Genomic DNA, 16,678 nt, shown 5'->3' on the forward strand with positions numbered 1-16,678 from the left:
GCGCTCGTGCCGGTTGTTTGGGGGGATTTCATGAAGAGACTTCTGGCTTGTGTGTTGATCGCCGCCGCCGCGTGTTCGCAGGCGTATGCGCAGTCGGTCAGCGAAGGCACCTATACCGTCGAAGGTACCAATCTCGACGGGTCGCCCTATCGCGGGACGGCAACGATCGAACTGACCAGCGATACAACCTGCTCCATCGAATGGGTGACGGGAGGAACGACATCGACGGGCATCTGCATGCTCTACGAGGACGCCTTCGCGGCCGGCTACGTCCTGGGGGATGCTGTCGGCATCATCGTCTACAAGGTCGTCGGGGACGGGATCCTGGAAGGTGCCTGGACGATTTCCGGCAAGAATGGCTCCGGCACAGAAACACTGACCTTGCGCGACTAATGATTGTTTCATGCTATAACCTCGGGCCATGGCTGACGGCCCGAGGCTCCGATAACCCATGAGCAGAATGAGAAGTCTATGACCTTCAGCACCATGATGATCTGGCCGATGATTGCCCACGCGGTCTTGGTCTTCGGCCTCTACTTCCTTCTCTCCAACCGTCGCATCGGCGCCGTGCGTGCCGGCACCGCCAAGGCGGAGCAGTTCAAGGACAACCGCGAAGAGCCGACCGAAAGCCTGCTCATCCACAACAACATCAAGAACCAGTTCGAGCTTCCGGTCCTGTTCCATGCCGTATGCCTGGCACTCTACGTGACGACGGCGGACAATGTGGTGACGGCGCTGCTGGCTTGGGCCTTCGTCCTGTCGCGTTACGTCCACGCCTACGTCCACATCACCAGCAACCGGCTTCGCCACCGCCGGCCGATCTGGATCACAGGCTTCTTCATCCTCATCCTGCTCTGGCTGTGGCTTGCCATCTGGCTCGTCCTTTCCTGACACTTTTTGAGTTGCGTCAACATCGGCGGTCCATTCCTCCGCTACCACCCTTCATCGGAAATGGTCGCAACGAACGCGGCCATCCTTTTCAGAGAAGGGTCGAGCGATGTCAGCAATGATGAAAGCCGCCGTGGTCCGCGAATTCGGAAAGCCTCTGGTAATCGAGGAAGTGCCGGTCCCAGAGCCCGCTCCCGGACAAATCCTCGTCAAATACGAGGCGACCGGCGTCTGCCATACGGATCTGCATGCCGCTAATGGCGACTGGCCGGTCAAGCCCAATCCGCCGTTCATTCCGGGCCACGAGGGGGTCGGCTATGTCGCCAAGCTCGGCGCCGGTGTCTCCCGCATCAAGGAGGGCGATCGGATCGGCGTTCCGTGGCTGCACACCGCCTGCGGATGCTGCACGCCCTGCCGCACCGGCTGGGAGACACTGTGCGGCAGCCAGCAGAACACCGGCTACTCCGTCAACGGGACCTTTGCGCAGTACGGGCTCGCAGATCCGGATTTCGTCGGGCGCCTGCCGGACAACCTCGAGTTCGGCCCTGCTGCCCCGGTCCTGTGCGCCGGCGTCACCGTTTACAAAGGCCTCAAGGAAACCGAGGTCAAACCGGGAGAATGGGTCGTGATCTCCGGCATCGGCGGCCTTGGCCATATGGCCGTGCAGTATGCCAAGGCGATGGGCATGCACGTAGTAGCCGCCGACATACTCGATGACAAGCTTGATCTGGCGACGAGCCTTGGTGCGGATCTCGTCGTGAATGGCAGGGCTGCAGATGCCGTCGAGCAGGTCCAGAAGGCAACCGGCGGCGTGCATGGCGCACTGGTGACGGCGGTCTCGCCTCAAGCCATGGAACAGGCCTACGGCTTCCTGCGCGCCAAGGGCACCATGTCTCTCGTCGGCCTGCCGCCGGGCTACATCTCCCTGCCGGTCTTCGATACCGTACTGAAGCGCATTACGGTGCGTGGTTCGATCGTCGGCACGCGCCAGGATCTCAAGGAATCCTTGCAGTTCGCGGGCGAGGGCAAGGTCGCCTCTCATTTCTCGTGGGACAAGCTCGAAAACATCAACGACATCTTCCACCGCATGGAGGAGGGCAAGATCGACGGTCGCATCGTCCTCGATCTCGCCGCCTGAGCCTCACGCAGAAGTGTCAGCGCTTTTCGACCGGATGATCTAGCCTTGGTCGTCCGGCCGACTGCTGTTCTCGCGGACGTGGCCGGCCACCACCCGGGAGGAGCCTGTCATGGAAAAGCCGACGATCACCCAGGCGATGATCAACGCCTATGATGAATACACCCACCTTACGCTTGATCGCCGCAGCTTCATGGAGAAGCTGACGGCACTGGCCGGCTCGGGCGCAGCCGCCGCCGCCATTGCACCGCTGCTGGCGGCCAATAGCGCGAAGGCGCAAATGGTCGCCGAGACCGACGAGCGTCTGGCGGCAGAAGACATCACCTATCCAGGCGCGGAAGGCGAGATGAAGGGCTATCTCGTCCGCCCGAAGGATGCGGGCGGCGACCTGCCTGGCGTCATCGTCATCCATGAGAACCGGGGCCTGAACGCCCATATCCGCGATGTTGCGCGGCGCATGGCGCTCGAAGGCTTCGTCGCCCTGGCGCCGGATTTCCTGTCGCCGCAGGGCGGCACGCCGGCAGATGAGGATCAGGCGCGGCAGATGTTCAGCGGGATGGATCTCGACGCCGCTGCCGCGAATGGTGAAGCCACGCGCGTGTTCCTTACAGGTCTCGACGGACCCAATGGCAAGGTCGGCGCAGTCGGCTTCTGCTGGGGCGGCGGAATGGTCAACCGGATGGCGACCCGTTCGCCGGAACTTGGGGCCGGTGTGGCCTATTACGGTTCGCAGCCGCCTCTCGAGGACGTGCCGGCTATCGAGGCACCGCTGATGCTGCACTATGCGGGGCTCGACGAGCGGATCAACGCCGGGATCGACGCCTACAGGCAAGCGCTGGAGGAGAACGACAAGACCTTCGAGATTCACGTCTATGAAGGCGTCAACCATGCCTTCAACAACGATACCTCGTCGGCACGCTACGATAAGGCTGCGGCGGATCTTGCCTGGAGCCGGACGGTGGAGTTCTTCAAGAAGCACCTGTCCTGAAGCCACAAGGGCGGGGAATCAGGTTCTTCCCGGCGCACAACTGGCTATGGCATCGGCCAGCAGCTTCATCTCGTTGCGTCGGCCGCTCGACCGGCGCCAGATCAGCCCGATTTCACGGGAGGGGGCGGGGTCCGCAAACGGCAGAATGCGGATGTCGTTGCGGGCGGTCTCCGTTGGGATCGCCATCTCCGGGATCAGGGTCATGCCCATGTCGTGCGACACCATCTGCAGGAGCGTCGCCATGGATGTCGCACCGAAGTTGACGAGGCTGCGTTTGCGCGCCGTGCCGCAGACGGAAAGTGCCTGATCACGCAGGCAATGGCCTTCCTCGAGCAGGAGCAGCCTGTCCGCGTCGACCTGCGTCTCCGTCATTGGTGACATCAGGATCGTCTCATTGTTGTTGGCTACCGCCATGTAGAAGCGGTCGAAGAACAGAGAGACGTTCTCCAGCCCTTCCGCCTGGATGGGAAGGGCAGCAATTACGGCGTCGAGCTTGCCCTCCTGGAGGTCGAGGATCAGTCGGTCGGTCACTGCCTCCCTCAGCTCGAGCTCCATTCGGGGGTGACGCTCCCGCAGGCAGGGCACGAGCTTAGGCACGAGGTAGGGCGCTACGGTGGGAATGATGCCGATCCTCACCGGACCGTCCAGCATGCTGGCGCCGCCGCGGGTGGACGCGGCCAGTTGCTCGACCTGTTCGAGGATGGCGCGGACCCGCTCAAGGACCTCTTCGCCCTTGCGCGTCAGTAGCGCGCCGCTGCGGCTGCGCTCCACCAGTCGAACCCCCAGACTATGCTCCATGTCGGCGATTTGAGCAGACAGCGCCGGCTGGCTGACATGCACCGCTTCCGCAGCGCGGCCGAAGTGTTTCTCGGTCGCAAGCGCACTGAAATACCGCATTTGCCTCAGGGTAAGAGACATAGGAAAATCCTATCATGAATCCTAGTAAATAATATTGGAAATTATGGAACCGGAGTGAGATGGTCAAGCCGCAACCTAGAACGGTTCCAGATTTCATCCAGGGAGATGACCATGTCCGATCGTCCAACAATGACGACCACGGCCGGTGCGCCGATACCGGATAACCAGAACACGATGACGGCGGGGCCGCGCGGCGGCGTCATGCTGCAGGACTACCAGCTGATCGAGAAGCTGGCCCACCAGAACCGCGAGCGCATCCCGGAGCGCGTCGTGCACGCCAAGGGCTGGGGCGCATATGGTACGCTGAAGATCACCGGCGACATCTCCAAGTACACCAAGGCGAAATGTCTGCAGCCAGGCGCGGAAACGCCGATGCTCGCTCGATTCTCCACCGTTGCCGGTGAAATGGGCGCCGCCGACCACGAGCGCGACGTTCGCGGCTTTGCGCTGAAGTTCTACACGCCGGACGGCAACTGGGATCTCGTCGGCAACAACACGCCGGTCTTCTTTATCCGCGATCCGCTGAAGTTTCCCGACTTCATCCATACTCAGAAGCGTCATCCGCGCACCAACCTGCGCTCCGCGACCGCCATGTGGGACTTCTGGTCGCTGTCGCCGGAAAGCCTGCACCAGGTCACGATCCTGATGTCGGACCGCGGCCTGCCGGTCGATCCGATGCATATGAACGGCTACGGTTCGCACACTTATTCGTTCTGGAACGATGCTGGCGAGCGCTACTGGGTGAAGTTCCACTTCAAGACGCAGCAAGGCCACAAGCACTTCACCAACGAGGAAGGCGAAGCCCTCATCGGCAAGACCCGCGAAGGCTACCAGGAAGCTCTGTTCGGTGGCATCGAGCGTGGCGAGTTCCCGCGCTGGAAGGTGCAGGTCCAGATCATGACCGAGGAGCAGGCGGAAAACACCTCCTACAACCCCTTCGACCTCACCAAGGTCTGGCCGCATGCGGAATTCCCTCCGATCGACATCGGCGTGATGGAACTGAACCGCAATGCGGACAACTACTTCGCCGAAATTGAGCAGGCCGCGTTCTCGCCGTCGAACATCGTTCCCGGCATCAGCCATTCGCCGGACAAGATGCTGCAGGCTCGCGTGTTCTCCTATGCCGACGCCCACCGCTACCGCCTCGGCACGCACTATGAGAACATCCCGGTCAACCAGCCGCGCTGCCCGGTCCATCACTACCACCGCGATGGCCAGATGAACACTTACGGCGGCCTGCGCACCGGCAATCCGGATGCCTATTACGAGCCGAATTCCGTAAACGGTCCCTTCGAGGATGTTTCCGCCAAGGAGCCGCCGCTGAAGATCTCCGGCGACATGGCCCGCTACAACCATCGTGAAGGCAATGACGATTACTCGCAGCCGCGGGCACTCTTCAACCTCTTCGACGAAGGCCAGAAGGGACGCCTGTTCTCCAACATTGCCGCGGCAATGGGCGGCGTACCGGGCGAGATTGTCGAGCGGCAGCTGGCGCACTTCAAGCTTGTGCACCCGGATTACGAAGCCGGTGTGCGTGCGGCACTGGAGCGGCTGCACGGCTACAAGGCCGACACGATTTCGGCACAGCCCACCGCCGCCGAGTAACATCGGTACGTGCTGAAATGGAAACCGGGGCCTCGGCCCCGGTTTTCTTGTTGTCTACCAGCTTGTCGCCATCTGCCCGGCCCGGACCTTGAGGGAACGACCGATCCCCTTCGGTTCGGAATCGAGGTCGTCCGGGACCACCGCCGGCGAGATGTTGTCGAGGCAGGCGGCGATGTGGTCGGTGATGGCATTCATCAGAGACGGCGAGAGGCCCGGCCGCTTCATCAGGCCTATCTGGACCGGCGGCAGCGGCGGAAAGCCGTCGCCCGAGGTTAACACCTTCATGCCGGGTCGCAACGCCGATTCCGGCAGCACGGATACCGCCATCCCGGCCAGCACGGCGGCCGCGACCACGGTCGACGACCAGCTCGTGAACAGAACCTGATATTCCCGTCCATCGGCATCGAGCGCTGAGCATGCGAGCTGACGCCACAGGCAGTCGCGTCGTCCGACAGCAAGCGGAACCGGCGCGTCCTCGCGCAGCGGATGGTTCGCCGAAGCGACCCAGCACAGGGGTTCCGTGCGAACGACGTCCGAAATCCGTGCACGCGGGTTATGCGTCACCAACGCGATGTCCAGTTCCCCCCGGGCCATCCGCTCTGCGAGGCTCGAGGAGTTCTCGCAGACGATATAGAGCTCGACGTTCGGATGCGTCTTGGCGAAGCGTCCGATGATCTCCGGCATGTAGCGGTCGGCGTAGTCGTCCGGCGTGCCAATCCGCAGCGTTCCTTCCAGTCGGTTGTCGTCGAAGGCGGCGATCGCCTCATTATTCAGCCGGATGATGCGGCGCGCGTAGTTGAGCAGCTTCTCGCCCTCAGCCGTCAGGCGATTGCCGCGCCCGTCCTTGGCGAAGAGTTGCTTGCCGATCCGTTCCTCCAGCCGCCTCATCTGCATGGAAACCGCCGACTGCGTCTTGAACACGCGATCGGCTGCCTTCGTGAAGCTGCCGGTGTCGATGATGGCGAGGAAGGTGTGGAGTTGGTCGATGTCGAGTGGAGCGGTCATTAGCGTTCATCCATCAGAGTGGCTGATAGCAACCATTAGAAACATTCGTTGGACTGATCAATAGTGTCGCGACTAAATGGCACTGTACTCACGACATCGGGTGTTCTCCCTCCACCCGTGATGACTTGGCCACCCGTCCACATGCCTCCGTGGACGGGGCGGCTATCCTCGTGCCGATGGAAAGGAATGATCATGCGCACGACCCGGATTGTTGAACTCGACCTCGCCCCGTCGCAGCCGGCGAGCCGCAGCTTCTACGCGACCACCATTGCGTTCGCGGGTTCCATCTGGCGTGTCCTGCGTAACCGTTGGGCATCCGACCGCCTGAACGATCTCGACGACCGTCAGCTCGACGATATCGGCCTGACCCGTCATGACGTCTTTGCCGCGACGCATGCCTCCCGCCTTTTTGATGATCCTGCAGCCTTGCTGGCTGAAAGCGCACGTCGCCGTGCCATGACCAGGTTCGATCGAATTCGGCGAAACTGACATTTTCCCCGCAGGGTGACAGCCAATAACCCTGCCGCTTGCCCGGCCCGGTCTCCTGGCCGGGCTTTTTTTATTCCGATCCTTGTCCGCTCGGGGCGGCCTCGCCGGTGGCCTTGGGCTTGAGGTAGGTATCGAAGATCGATTCCACGCTCTTCTGGTATGCCTTTTGCACCTCCAGTCCGCTGTCGAACATGCTTGCCAGTGCGTCGGCATAGGGATTGGAGCCAGCCTTTGCTCCCGCATCCTCGGTAGGCTGGCCGCCCGAAGACGTGGTGGGCCTGCCCGTCATCATGTCCTGGAACGCCTGCATGAAGGGATTGTCGGCAAATGGATTGGCCGCCGCCGCTTGCGGCTTCGAAGCTGCCGGCTTGTCCAGGCCCCAGGCGCTCCGCACGCTCTGCATGAATGGGTTGTCGAAGATGTCGGCTGGCGCCGCCTGCGGGCTCTGCCTCGGCTGGAGGCCAACGGTCTCCAGCCACTGCTTCGTCATCTGGCCCATCGGCGTGGATGCGAAGAAGTCGCTGCCCTGCTGCATCTGGCCGGTCGCCTGCTTGAACATGCCGCCCATCATCATGTCTGCCATGACCGGCATCATGTTGCGCAGCATGTCCTGCCCGAGCCCGGTCAGTTGTGCCGCCTGCGCGGAGACCGCACGCGCGACTTCCGGAGAACCGAATAGCTTGTCCAGTACCACATTGCCGTCGGCCATGCCCTGTGGCGTGAAAGCCTTGTTCAGGTCTTCGAAGTACTTGGCGTAGCTCCCCGACATCATCGTGTTCATCAGGGCGCCGAAATCATACGGATTGGTGGCGGTGCGCTTGAAGCCGGAGGAGAAGGCAGGAGTCAGCGCCGCCATGGCCTGCGCCACCTGCTCCTGCGCCAGATTGAACTGGCGCGCCATAGCCTCCATGGCGGTTCCGTTCTGTGCCTTCAGCATCATGTCGAACAGTGGCAGCATGGAGCGTTCCTTTCCGGTTGGCACGATAGGCTAATATATCCGGAAACTTAGCGGCGGAAACCGCTTTTTGGGAAGGGGGCGTTCAGTACTTGTATTCGTCGAAGACCGGTTCGACGCTCTGAGCCCAGCGGCCATGATAGAGCATCAACAGGTCGTCCGCGAGGGTCGCCTTCTTAGCCAATACCTCGTCCAGCGTATTCAGGAAGACCGTCTCGTCCTGCCCTTCGTCGTTGAGCCGCTTGCGAGCCGCAAGGCCGCTGCGCGAGATGCCGACGATCTCGCGGGTAATCTCAAGCAATGGCCGTCCGCCGATCTCTGCCTTCAAACCTTTCGCAGGAACCGTGTCGCGAAGCTGCAGGACATCGTCGTAGCTCCAGGTCGCGGTTGCGTCCTCCGCCGCCGCCAGGGCGCCCTCGTCATAGAGGAGACCCACCCAGAATGCCGGCAGAGCGCAGATGCGGCGCCACGGCCCTCCATCGGCGCCGCGCATTTCCAGGAAACGCTTCAGGCGTACATCGGGGAAGAGCGTCGAGAGGTGATTGGTCCAGTCACCGAGAGTCGGCTCCCACTCGGCAATCTCCCCCTTGAGCGCGCCGTTCATGAACTGGCGGAAGGTCACATGGGTGCAATCATGGTAGCGGCCATCGCGGACGACGAAATACATGGGCACGTCCAGCGCCCATTCGACATAGTCATCGAAGCCGAAGTTGGCATTGAAGACGAAAGGCAGGAGGCCTGCGCGCTGGTTGTCGGTGTCGCGCCAGATGTCGCCACGCCAGGAAAGCAGTCCGTTGGGCTTGCCTTCGGTGAAGGGCGAGGAGGCAAACAACGCTGTCGCGAGCGGCTGTAGCTTCATCGAAAGGCGCATCTTGCGCGCCATGTCCTTCTCGGAGGAGAAGTCGAGATTCACCTGGATCGTGCAGGTGCGGTACATCATGTCCAGGCCCTGCTTACCGACCTTGGGCATGTAGCGCGTCATGATCTCGTAGCGCGATTTCGGCATTCGAGGCGTTTCGGCCAGGCTCCATTTCGGGCTGCCGCCGATGCCGAGGAAGCGGATGCCCATGGGCTCGGCAACCTCGCGCAGGACGTCGAGATGCCGGTTGGATTCCTGGCAGGTCTCGTGGATGGTCTCGAGCGGGGCTCCGGAGAGCTCGAACTGGCCGCCGGGTTCTATGGAAATTGCCCCCATGCCGGTACGCTCGGCAAGTCCGATGATGTTGTCGCCATCCATGATCGGATCCCAGTCGAGCCTCGCCTGCATGCCGTTCAGCAGGGCTGAGATGCTGGCTTCGCCCGCATACGGAACGGGGCTATGGTCGGCGGCGAAAAATGCGAACTTCTCGTGCTCCGTACCGAGGCGGAACTGATCGGCGGGACGGGCACCGCTTGCGAGATAGGCGGAAAGCTCGGACACCGAGTTCAGAGGTGTCTGGTCGGTGGTGTCACGGGCCATCGAAACTACCTTGTAAGGCCGACAGGACTGTCGCGTCCGGCTGATTGAACCGGATTGATGTGCGGCGCAAGTGAATTTGTTTCAAGATGCTTTCAGAAATTCACGATGGGTCGTCATCGCCAATCGCCGATGCTGGCTTGGATCACCGCGAGCGCCGCGACGGCTGCGGTATCTGCCCGCAGGATGCGGGGACCGAGAGGGATCGGAGTGACGAAATCGAGACTGCGCAACAATTCGCGTTCCTCTTCCGAGAATCCGCCTTCCGGGCCCACGAGAAGGGCAAGGCGCTCGCCCTCAAGCGCTGCCATGGCGGCGAGGGGATTCTGGCCTTCCTCGCCTTCGTCGCAGAAGATGATCCTTCGGTCCGTCGGCCATTCGTCAAGCAGGTCGCGCAGCCGCTTCGGGGGCATGACCGGCGGAACCGACAATATGCCGCACTGCTCCGCCGCCTCGATCGCATTTGCCTGCAGGCGATCGAGGTTGGTGATCTTGCCCTGGACATGCTGGGTCATCACCGGTTGCAGGAGACCCACACCCATCTCGACGGCCTTCTGGACCATATAGTCGAGTCGACCGACCTTCAGCGGCGCGAAGAGGTATTGAAGATCCGGTGTCTCCGGTTGCGGCCGTGTCTGCTCCACACATTCGACCAACAGTTTCTTGCGCGACGGGAATGCGAGGCGCGCCATCCACTCACCGTCGCGGCCGTTAAAGATGAGGATCTCGGCTCCCTCTGCCAGGCGAAGGACATTGGCGAGGTAGTTGAACTGCTCGGGCTTCGCCTCGATCCGAACGCCGGCCGCGAGATCATTCTCCAGGAAAAGCCGTTGCATTCTAAAGTTGGCGCGCATTTCCGTTCACCCTCAGAGGAAGAACAGAGACATAACCAGATAGAGGAGCGCCGCAAGAGCGCCGGCCGCCGGGACGGTGATAACCCAGGCCGCGACGATGGTCATGAAGTGCGAGCGGCGGACGAGGTAGCGCCGGCGCAGTTCTTCCGCGTTCCGCTCCGGCCGTTCTTCGATCTCCCACTTGTCCGCCTTCATCTTCATGTACTCGACCCGGCGTTTCGAGTTGCGGGTATACCACTCGCGGAAGAAGCCGACGCCGAACACTGCCCCGACGGCGATATGGGTGGAGCTTACCGGCAGGCCGAGCCAGGAAGCGATGATGACCGTCAGCGCCGCCGACAGCGACACGCAGAATGCCCGCATCGGGTTGAGCTTGGTGATCTGCTCGCCCACGAGCCGGATGAGCCGCGGACCGAATAGCAGAAGCCCCACGGAGATGCCGAGAGCTCCGATGATCATGACCCACAACGGAATGGTTACCGCGCCGGAGACGCCGCCTCCCTGCGCAACCGAGACGATGGCCGAAAGCGGGCCGATGGCATTGGCGACATCGTTGGCGCCGTGGGCGAAAGACAGAAGCGCTGCAGAGAAGATCAGCGGCATCTGGAAGAGCTTGCGCAGCGACTGGTTGCGGTTCTCCAGCCCCTGCGACTGGCGGCGGATCAATGGCACGCTCACGGCCCAGGCGAGCGCACCTGCCACCAGACCGATGAGCACGGCGTTCAGCAACGAGACATGGACAAGCTGGCGAAGGCCCTTGAGGGCCAGATAGGAGGAAAACGCCCCGACCATGACGGCGATGAGCACCGGTACCCAGCGACGGGCCGCGGTGATCTTATCATGGCGATAGATGATGAACTCCTTGATGAAGGCAAGGAAGGCGGCCGCAACCACTCCGCCCATCAGCGGAGATATCACCCAGCTGGCGGCGATGCCGCCCATTTGACCCCAGTCCACCGATCCGAAGCCCGCCGCAGCAATGCCCGCGCCGACCACGCCGCCCACGACCGCATGGGTCGTAGAAACGGGAGCGCCTAGCCAGGTCGCGAGATTGACCCAGAGGGCGGACGACAGCAGAGCCGCCATCATTGCCCAGATGAACATGTCCGTATTCTCGAACAGCGCCGGGTCGATGATGCCCTTGGAAATCGTTTCGACGACGTCGCCGCCGGCAATCATGGCGCCTGCTGTCTCGAACACGGCCGCGATGAAGAGGGCAAGGCCCATGGACATCGCCTTGGAGCCGACCGCGGGCCCGACATTGTTCGTTACGTCATTGGCGCCGATATTCATCGCCATGTAAGCGCCGACCGCCGCCGCAGCGATCACGATGATCGCGCCTGGTCGGTCGATCACGGCGACAGCTGCGAACAGCATGGCAGCGACGAGGAAGATCAGCGCGGTTCCGGGGCCTGCCAGGCGTCGGGAGACGGAATGCGTCGCCGCTTCGACCGAACTGATCTTGTCGAGGTCTTTGTCCAGCGTCTGTTTGACGAGGCGCGGGGTCTGCTGTGCCATATCGGTTCCTTTGGCCAGGGAGCCGGCGCGACATCGGCGCCGTTGGTCATTGGTCATCGACCCTCGGGTCTTGCTGCCAGCGACTATTGCCGTTCGCCTAGCGGGATTGCACCCCTAACGCAATATGACACTTTTGTGACAGCGGCCGTATCAGCCGCTCGCCGCCGATTTCAGGGGCGACTGTTGCAGCCTTTCGCCGAAACTCAGCAGGAGCTCCTTGAGTTCCGCCTCATTTACGCGCGCTGCAGCCTCTGCCGGCGATACCCATTCCAGGCGCCGACTGCCTTTTTCCGGGAAATTTCTCGACATGTCTTCCACTTCGAGTACGTGCACCTGGACCCTCACGGGGATCTTGAGCCCTGTCTGCAACGACTTGCGGTAGTGGTAGAAGCCGAGCGGCTCCTTGTCGATCTTGCCTTTGGCGCCGGCCTCCTCGAACGCCTCCCGTTCGGCGACGGCATGTGCCTTCTTGCCCGTCATGGGCCATCCCTTCGGAATGACCCACCGGCCGGTGTCCCGGCTGGTGAGGAGAAGGATTTCGCAGGTCCCCTGCTTCTTCTTCGCCCGATAACACAGCGCGGCATACTGCTGCTTCGGCGGTCGCCGCAGCATGAGGCCGACGTCTGTCTTCAGGCGGTTCAGAAGTTGCAAAGAGGGTTCCTCCCTTGATCGGCGGTTTCCGCCAGTGACGGTCACTCAGATCCCATGATGGCGAGGCAGAAGTGAGTCGTTTTATTTTGATCTTGAAATATAGTGCTTATCCGAGGCTTGTGCAGGGATGGACCTCTCGTTTGCCCAGATAATCGCCGATGACAGGCTTCTGGAGAAAGCGTCCTGGAATGCTCATCCGTCAATGCTCATGCTGACGCATCTTGGTATATCACCATGCTAGCTGCTATGACGGTTCAAACGCGGGAGGAAGTGCCGTGTCTGATGCCATAAAGTTTCTTGAGCCACGTCAGGCCGTCGTGTCGCGGCGGGCGACCATCATCGCGGATCTCGCGGATATCCTGCCACCGGAATGCCTGGTGCACGAACCGCGTGAGCTTGTGCCGTTCGAGACTGACGCATTTGTCTCCTATCGACGATTGCCGCTCGCTGTTGTCCTGCCGAAGACGACGGAACAGGTGGCGGCGGTGATGGAATATTGCCACCGCTACGGTATTCCGGTCGTTCCGCGGGGCGCGGGCACCTCCCTCTCTGGAGGGGCGATCCCGCAGGAAGATGCAGTCGTCCTCGGACTTTCGAAAATGTCGAGGATACTCGAGGTCGATCCAGGCAATCGTACCGCAACCGTCCAGGCTGGCGTGACCAATCTGAGCATCTCCGATGCCGTCAGTCCCCAAGGCTTCTTCTATGCGCCCGATCCGAGTTCGCAGCTTGCCTGCACGATCGGCGGCAATATCGGCATGAATTCCGGCGGCGCCCACTGTCTGAAGTATGGCGTGACGACCAACAACCTGCTCGGCGTGAAGATGGTGCTGGTCGATGGAACAGTGATTGAACTCGGCGGCAAGCACCTCGACGCCGCCGGCTACGATCTGCTCGGTATCGTCTGCGGCTCCGAGGGCCAGCTCGGTATCGTCACGGAGGCGACGGTCAGGCTGATCGCCAAGCCGGAGGGCGCCCGGCCGGTTCTGTTCGGCTTTGACACCTCGGAGCAAGCGGGTGCCTGTGTCGCCGATATCATCGGTTCCGGCATCATTCCGGTAGCGATCGAGTTCATGGACAAGCCGGCGATTGAAATCTGCGAGGCCTTTGCGCAGGCCGGCTATCCCCTGGATGTCGGAGCCCTGCTGATCGTCGAGGTAGAGGGGTCGGAGGCCGAGATGGAGGCGATGCTAAAGAGCATCGTGGAAATCGCCGGCCGCCATCACGTGAAGACTGTGCGCGAGAGCCAGAGCGCAACGGAGGCGGCTCTGATCTGGAAGGGCCGCAAGTCCGCCTTTGGCGCGACCGGTCGGATCGCCGACTACATTTGCATGGACGGCACGGTACCCCTTGGCAAGCTCTCCTACGTGCTGGAGAAGACGTCGGAGATCGTCGCGCGCTTCGGCCTGAGGGTCGCCAATGTTTTCCATGCCGGTGACGGCAACATGCATCCGCTGATCCTGTTCAATGCCAATGATCCGGAAGACGCCGCCCGCGCCGAGGAGGCTGGCAATGAAATTCTCAAGCTCTGCGTCGATGCCGGCGGTTGCCTGACCGGCGAGCATGGGGTTGGAATCGAGAAACGCGACCTGATGCGCCACCAGTATTCCGATGCCGATCTTAACCAGCAGATGGCGGTTCGCGCCGCCTTCGATGCGGGTTGGCTCCTCAATCCGTCCAAAGTCTTCCCGCTGGAGGGGCGTCCGGCCGCATGACCTTCGTACCCCATAATGAAGCCGACGCCGCCTATGTCGTTCGCAATGCCGCAGCACGGGGCACGCGCCTGACGCTCTGCGGCGGAGGTACCCGCAGCGGCTTCGGCAATCCCGTCGAGGCTGACGAGCAGTTGAGCTCGAGGGGCTTGTCGGGCATCGTCGATTACGAACCCGCAGAGATGGTGATGACGGCGCGGGCCGGCACGCCGCTCGCGGTGATAGAAGCCGCCCTCGCGGCGAACGGCCAGATGATGGCGTTCGAGCCAATGGACCATCGGCCGATCATGGGCACATCCGGCGAGCCGACCATCGGTGGCCTGTTCGCCGCCAATGCTTCCGGCCCCCGCCGCTTCGTCGCTGGCGCTGCCCGTGACAGCCTCCTCGGCATCCGCTTCGTCAATGGCAGCGGCGAAGTCATCCGCGCGGGCGGGCGGGTGATGAAGAACGTCACCGGTCTTGACCTCGTGAAGCTGCTGGCCGGGTCACATGGGACGCTGGGCTTCATCACGGAGGTCACCTTCCGGGTCCTTCCCGTGCCGCAGGCGGTGGCGACCATCGTGATCTCGGGGCTGGACGATGCAGCCGCGGCACAAGCCATGGCGGTTGCCATGGCCATGCCCGTCGAGGTCTCGGGAGCCGCTCATCTGCCCCAGAGCGTGAAGGGCCGCTTCCTGAACGGAGCGTTGCCGGAAGGCGAGGCGACGGTGCTGCGACTCGAGGGGCTTCCGGCATCGGTCTCGGTGCGCCTCGAAAAGCTTGAAGCAGAAATGTCCCGCTTCGGCCCGATCTCGCAACTCGGAGGAGACGAAAGCCACAGCCTCTGGCGCGAGATCAGAGACGTCGTCCCCTATTCCGATGCCTCGTACAAACCGCTTTGGCGTGTTTCCGTTGCGCCCTCGACCGGTCATCAGCTTGTGGCCGCTTTACGTCTGGAGGCGGGGATAGACGCCTTCTACGACTGGCAGGGCGGGTTGGTCTGGATGCAGATGGAAGCTGATCCGGAAGCCGAACGTCTGCGGCGCTACATCAAGGCGCTCGGGGGCGGGCATGCGACGCTGGTGAGGGCGCCGGATCGGGTGAGGGCGGCCACGCCAGCCTTTCAGCCCGAGTCGGAGGCGGTTGCCGCGCTTTCGCTTCGCATCAAGGAAAAGCTCGATCCCGCCGGCATATTTAGCCCCGGCAAGATGGCAGGAGCCTGAGACTTGCAGACAAACTTCACGGCCGAACAGCTCGCAGATCCCTATGTGGCGGAATCGGAGAAGATCCTGCGGCGCTGCGTGCACTGCGGCTTCTGTACTGCCACCTGCCCGACCTATGTGACGCTGGGCAATGAACTCGACAGTCCGCGCGGGCGGATCTACCTCATCAAGGACATGCTGGAGAACGACCGGCCCGCAGATGCGGAGGTCGTCACCCACATCGATCGCTGCCTGTCCTGTCTCGCCTGCATGACGACCTGCCCTTCAGGTGTCGACTACATGCACTTGGTCGACCACGCCCGGATCCATATCGAGAAGACCTACCGGCGTCCCCTGATGGACAGGATGATCCGGCAGATGCTGGCCGTGATCCTGCCTTATCCATCACGCTTCCGGCCGGCTCTCGCGCTCGCCAGGCTCGGCCGTCCGTTTGCCCCGCTGCTCAGGGGCGTCAAGCCGCTGAGGCCGGTCGCGGCCATGCTGGAGCTCGCGCCGCAGGGACGGTTGAAGCATTCGGACTCGGCCCACCCCGGGATTCGGGCACCGGAGGTCGCGCGCCGCGGGCGGGTGGCGATCCTGACCGGTTGTGCCCAACCCGTTCTGGACGGCGGCATCAACGAGGCGGCCATTCGCCTCCTGACCCGGCTGGGGGTCGAGGTGGTCGTGCCGGAAGGTGAGGGCTGTTGTGGCGCGCTTGTCCACCATATGGGGAAGGAAGACCCGGCTCTCGACTTTGCCCGCCGCAATGTGGATGTCTGGACCCGCGAGATCGAACGCGGCGGACTGGATGCGATCATCATCACCGCCTCCGGATGCGGTACGACGATCAAGGACTATGGCCACATGCTGCGTCTTGATCCCGCCTACGCAGAAAAGGCAGCGCGAGTATCGGCGCTGGCAAAGGATGTCACAGAATATATTGCGACCCTCGAGCTTCCTGCGCAGGATTCAAAGGGGATGACAGTTGCCTATCATTCCGCCTGTTCCATGCAGCACGGCCAGAAGATCACGCAGCTTCCCAAGGCCCTGCTGGCGAAGGCCGGTTTCAAGGTCCGCGATCCGGCGGAGGGCCACCTCTGCTGCGGTTCCGCCGGCACCTATAACATCATGCAGCCGGAGATCTCCGCGCAACTCAAGGCCCGCAAGGTCCGCAACATCGAAGCGACGCAACCGGATGTTATCGCAACCGGCAATATCGGCTGCATGACGCAGATCGGCAGCGGCACGGCCTTGCCAATCCTGCACACCGTGGAACTTCTCGATTGGGCCTATGGCGGCCCGAAGCCTGCGAAGCTGGCATGA

The 16,678-nt window shown here is 62.4% G+C and carries 16 protein-coding genes; 9 read left to right on the top strand and 7 right to left on the bottom strand.

Annotation, left to right across the window (positions count from 1 at the left end):
- The first annotated feature begins 30 nt into the window (after positions 1–30).
- The 4 genes from FN060_RS21670 (at position 31) to FN060_RS21685 (ending at position 3,011) form a co-directional block, all read left to right on the top strand.
- On the top strand, positions 31–393 hold the full coding sequence (locus FN060_RS21670; RefSeq protein ID WP_077548208.1) for a hypothetical protein: 363 nt from the start codon (positions 31–33) through the stop codon (positions 391–393).
- Between the two features lie 78 nt (positions 394–471).
- Positions 472–891, top strand: coding sequence for an MAPEG family protein (locus FN060_RS21675; protein WP_142589996.1), 420 nt, complete (start codon positions 472–474; stop codon positions 889–891).
- A 106-nt stretch (positions 892–997) separates the two neighbouring features.
- Positions 998–2,026, top strand: a complete 1,029-nt coding sequence (gene adhP, locus FN060_RS21680) for an alcohol dehydrogenase AdhP (protein WP_142589997.1) — start codon at positions 998–1,000, stop codon at positions 2,024–2,026.
- 109 nt (positions 2,027–2,135) lie between these two features.
- On the top strand, positions 2,136–3,011 hold the full coding sequence (locus FN060_RS21685) for a dienelactone hydrolase family protein (RefSeq protein WP_142589998.1): 876 nt from the start codon (positions 2,136–2,138) through the stop codon (positions 3,009–3,011).
- An 18-nt stretch (positions 3,012–3,029) separates the two neighbouring features.
- On the opposite strand, the gene FN060_RS21690 is transcribed toward FN060_RS21685, so the two are convergent.
- Complete coding sequence (locus FN060_RS21690) at positions 3,030–3,929, bottom strand: hydrogen peroxide-inducible genes activator (RefSeq protein WP_142589999.1); 900 nt, start codon at positions 3,927–3,929, stop codon at positions 3,030–3,032.
- Between the two features lie 111 nt (positions 3,930–4,040).
- Here FN060_RS21690 and katA point away from each other — a divergent pair, with 111 nt between their 5' ends.
- Entirely contained in the window at positions 4,041–5,534 is a 1,494-nt protein-coding gene (gene katA, locus FN060_RS21695; RefSeq protein WP_142590000.1) for a catalase KatA, read from the top strand.
- Positions 5,535–5,588: 54 nt separating this feature from the next.
- Here katA and FN060_RS21700 read toward each other — a convergent pair whose 3' ends face one another.
- Positions 5,589–6,539 carry a LysR substrate-binding domain-containing protein gene (locus FN060_RS21700; protein ID WP_142590001.1) on the bottom strand — a complete coding sequence of 317 codons (951 nt, stop codon included), beginning with the start codon at positions 6,537–6,539 and terminating at the stop codon, positions 5,589–5,591.
- Positions 6,540–6,731: 192 nt separating this feature from the next.
- Here FN060_RS21700 and FN060_RS21705 point away from each other — a divergent pair, with 192 nt between their 5' ends.
- Entirely contained in the window at positions 6,732–7,028 is a 297-nt protein-coding gene (locus FN060_RS21705) for a YjiS-like domain-containing protein (protein ID WP_142590002.1), read from the top strand.
- Between the two features lie 70 nt (positions 7,029–7,098).
- On the opposite strand, the gene FN060_RS21710 is transcribed toward FN060_RS21705, so the two are convergent.
- From FN060_RS21710 to FN060_RS21730, 5 genes are all read right to left on the bottom strand, one after another.
- A complete protein-coding gene (locus tag FN060_RS21710) occupies positions 7,099–7,986 on the bottom strand; it encodes a DUF937 domain-containing protein (protein WP_142590003.1) in 888 nt (295 codons plus the stop codon).
- Between the two features lie 82 nt (positions 7,987–8,068).
- On the bottom strand, positions 8,069–9,442 hold the full coding sequence (locus FN060_RS21715) for a glutamate--cysteine ligase (RefSeq protein WP_142590004.1): 1,374 nt from the start codon (positions 9,440–9,442) through the stop codon (positions 8,069–8,071).
- Between the two features lie 113 nt (positions 9,443–9,555).
- A complete protein-coding gene (locus FN060_RS21720; RefSeq protein ID WP_142590005.1) occupies positions 9,556–10,293 on the bottom strand; it encodes a 16S rRNA (uracil(1498)-N(3))-methyltransferase in 738 nt (245 codons plus the stop codon).
- 12 nt (positions 10,294–10,305) lie between these two features.
- Positions 10,306–11,811, bottom strand: coding sequence for an inorganic phosphate transporter (locus tag FN060_RS21725; RefSeq protein WP_142590006.1), 1,506 nt, complete (start codon positions 11,809–11,811; stop codon positions 10,306–10,308).
- A 150-nt stretch (positions 11,812–11,961) separates the two neighbouring features.
- Positions 11,962–12,462, bottom strand: coding sequence for an NUDIX hydrolase (locus tag FN060_RS21730; protein ID WP_142590007.1), 501 nt, complete (start codon positions 12,460–12,462; stop codon positions 11,962–11,964).
- Positions 12,463–12,737: 275 nt separating this feature from the next.
- Between FN060_RS21730 and FN060_RS21735 the strand changes: the two genes are divergently transcribed.
- The 3 genes from FN060_RS21735 to glcF are packed head-to-tail and all read left to right on the top strand — an operon-like array spanning position 12,738 to position 16,678.
- Entirely contained in the window at positions 12,738–14,177 is a 1,440-nt protein-coding gene (locus FN060_RS21735) for an FAD-linked oxidase C-terminal domain-containing protein (protein WP_142590008.1), read from the top strand.
- The gene (gene glcE, locus FN060_RS21740; RefSeq protein WP_142590009.1) at positions 14,174–15,376 is read left to right on the top strand and encodes a glycolate oxidase subunit GlcE; all 1,203 of its coding nucleotides are present in this window, start codon (positions 14,174–14,176) and stop codon (positions 15,374–15,376) included. The genes FN060_RS21735 and glcE overlap by 4 nt, the downstream gene beginning before the upstream one ends.
- A gap of 3 nt (positions 15,377–15,379) precedes the next feature.
- Positions 15,380–16,678, top strand: a complete 1,299-nt coding sequence (glcF, locus tag FN060_RS21745) for a glycolate oxidase subunit GlcF (protein ID WP_142590010.1) — start codon at positions 15,380–15,382, stop codon at positions 16,676–16,678.

It is taken from the genome of Pseudorhizobium halotolerans (assembly GCF_902153235.2).
Classification (GTDB): domain Bacteria; phylum Pseudomonadota; class Alphaproteobacteria; order Rhizobiales; family Rhizobiaceae; genus Neorhizobium; species Neorhizobium flavum.

What these genes read in the sequence shown, in the direction of transcription:
- FN060_RS21700 (WP_142590001.1), bottom strand. Translation starts at nt 6,539, where the DNA reads ATGACCGCTCCACTCGACATCGACCAACTCCACACCTTCCTCGCCATC.
- FN060_RS21725 (WP_142590006.1), bottom strand. Translation starts at nt 11,811, where the DNA reads ATGGCACAGCAGACCCCGCGCCTCGTCAAACAGACGCTGGACAAAGAC.
- katA (WP_142590000.1), top strand. Translation starts at nt 4,041, where the DNA reads ATGTCCGATCGTCCAACAATGACGACCACGGCCGGTGCGCCGATACCG.
- FN060_RS21715 (WP_142590004.1), bottom strand. Translation starts at nt 9,442, where the DNA reads ATGGCCCGTGACACCACCGACCAGACACCTCTGAACTCGGTGTCCGAG.
- FN060_RS21675 (WP_142589996.1), top strand. Translation starts at nt 472, where the DNA reads ATGACCTTCAGCACCATGATGATCTGGCCGATGATTGCCCACGCGGTC.
- FN060_RS21720 (WP_142590005.1), bottom strand. Translation starts at nt 10,293, where the DNA reads ATGCGCGCCAACTTTAGAATGCAACGGCTTTTCCTGGAGAATGATCTC.
- FN060_RS21685 (WP_142589998.1), top strand. Translation starts at nt 2,136, where the DNA reads ATGGAAAAGCCGACGATCACCCAGGCGATGATCAACGCCTATGATGAA.
- FN060_RS21670 (WP_077548208.1), top strand. Translation starts at nt 31, where the DNA reads ATGAAGAGACTTCTGGCTTGTGTGTTGATCGCCGCCGCCGCGTGTTCG.
- FN060_RS21690 (WP_142589999.1), bottom strand. Translation starts at nt 3,929, where the DNA reads ATGTCTCTTACCCTGAGGCAAATGCGGTATTTCAGTGCGCTTGCGACC.
- FN060_RS21705 (WP_142590002.1), top strand. Translation starts at nt 6,732, where the DNA reads ATGCGCACGACCCGGATTGTTGAACTCGACCTCGCCCCGTCGCAGCCG.
- adhP (WP_142589997.1), top strand. Translation starts at nt 998, where the DNA reads ATGTCAGCAATGATGAAAGCCGCCGTGGTCCGCGAATTCGGAAAGCCT.
- FN060_RS21710 (WP_142590003.1), bottom strand. Translation starts at nt 7,986, where the DNA reads ATGCTGCCACTGTTCGACATGATGCTGAAGGCACAGAACGGAACCGCC.
- glcE (WP_142590009.1), top strand. Translation starts at nt 14,174, where the DNA reads ATGACCTTCGTACCCCATAATGAAGCCGACGCCGCCTATGTCGTTCGC.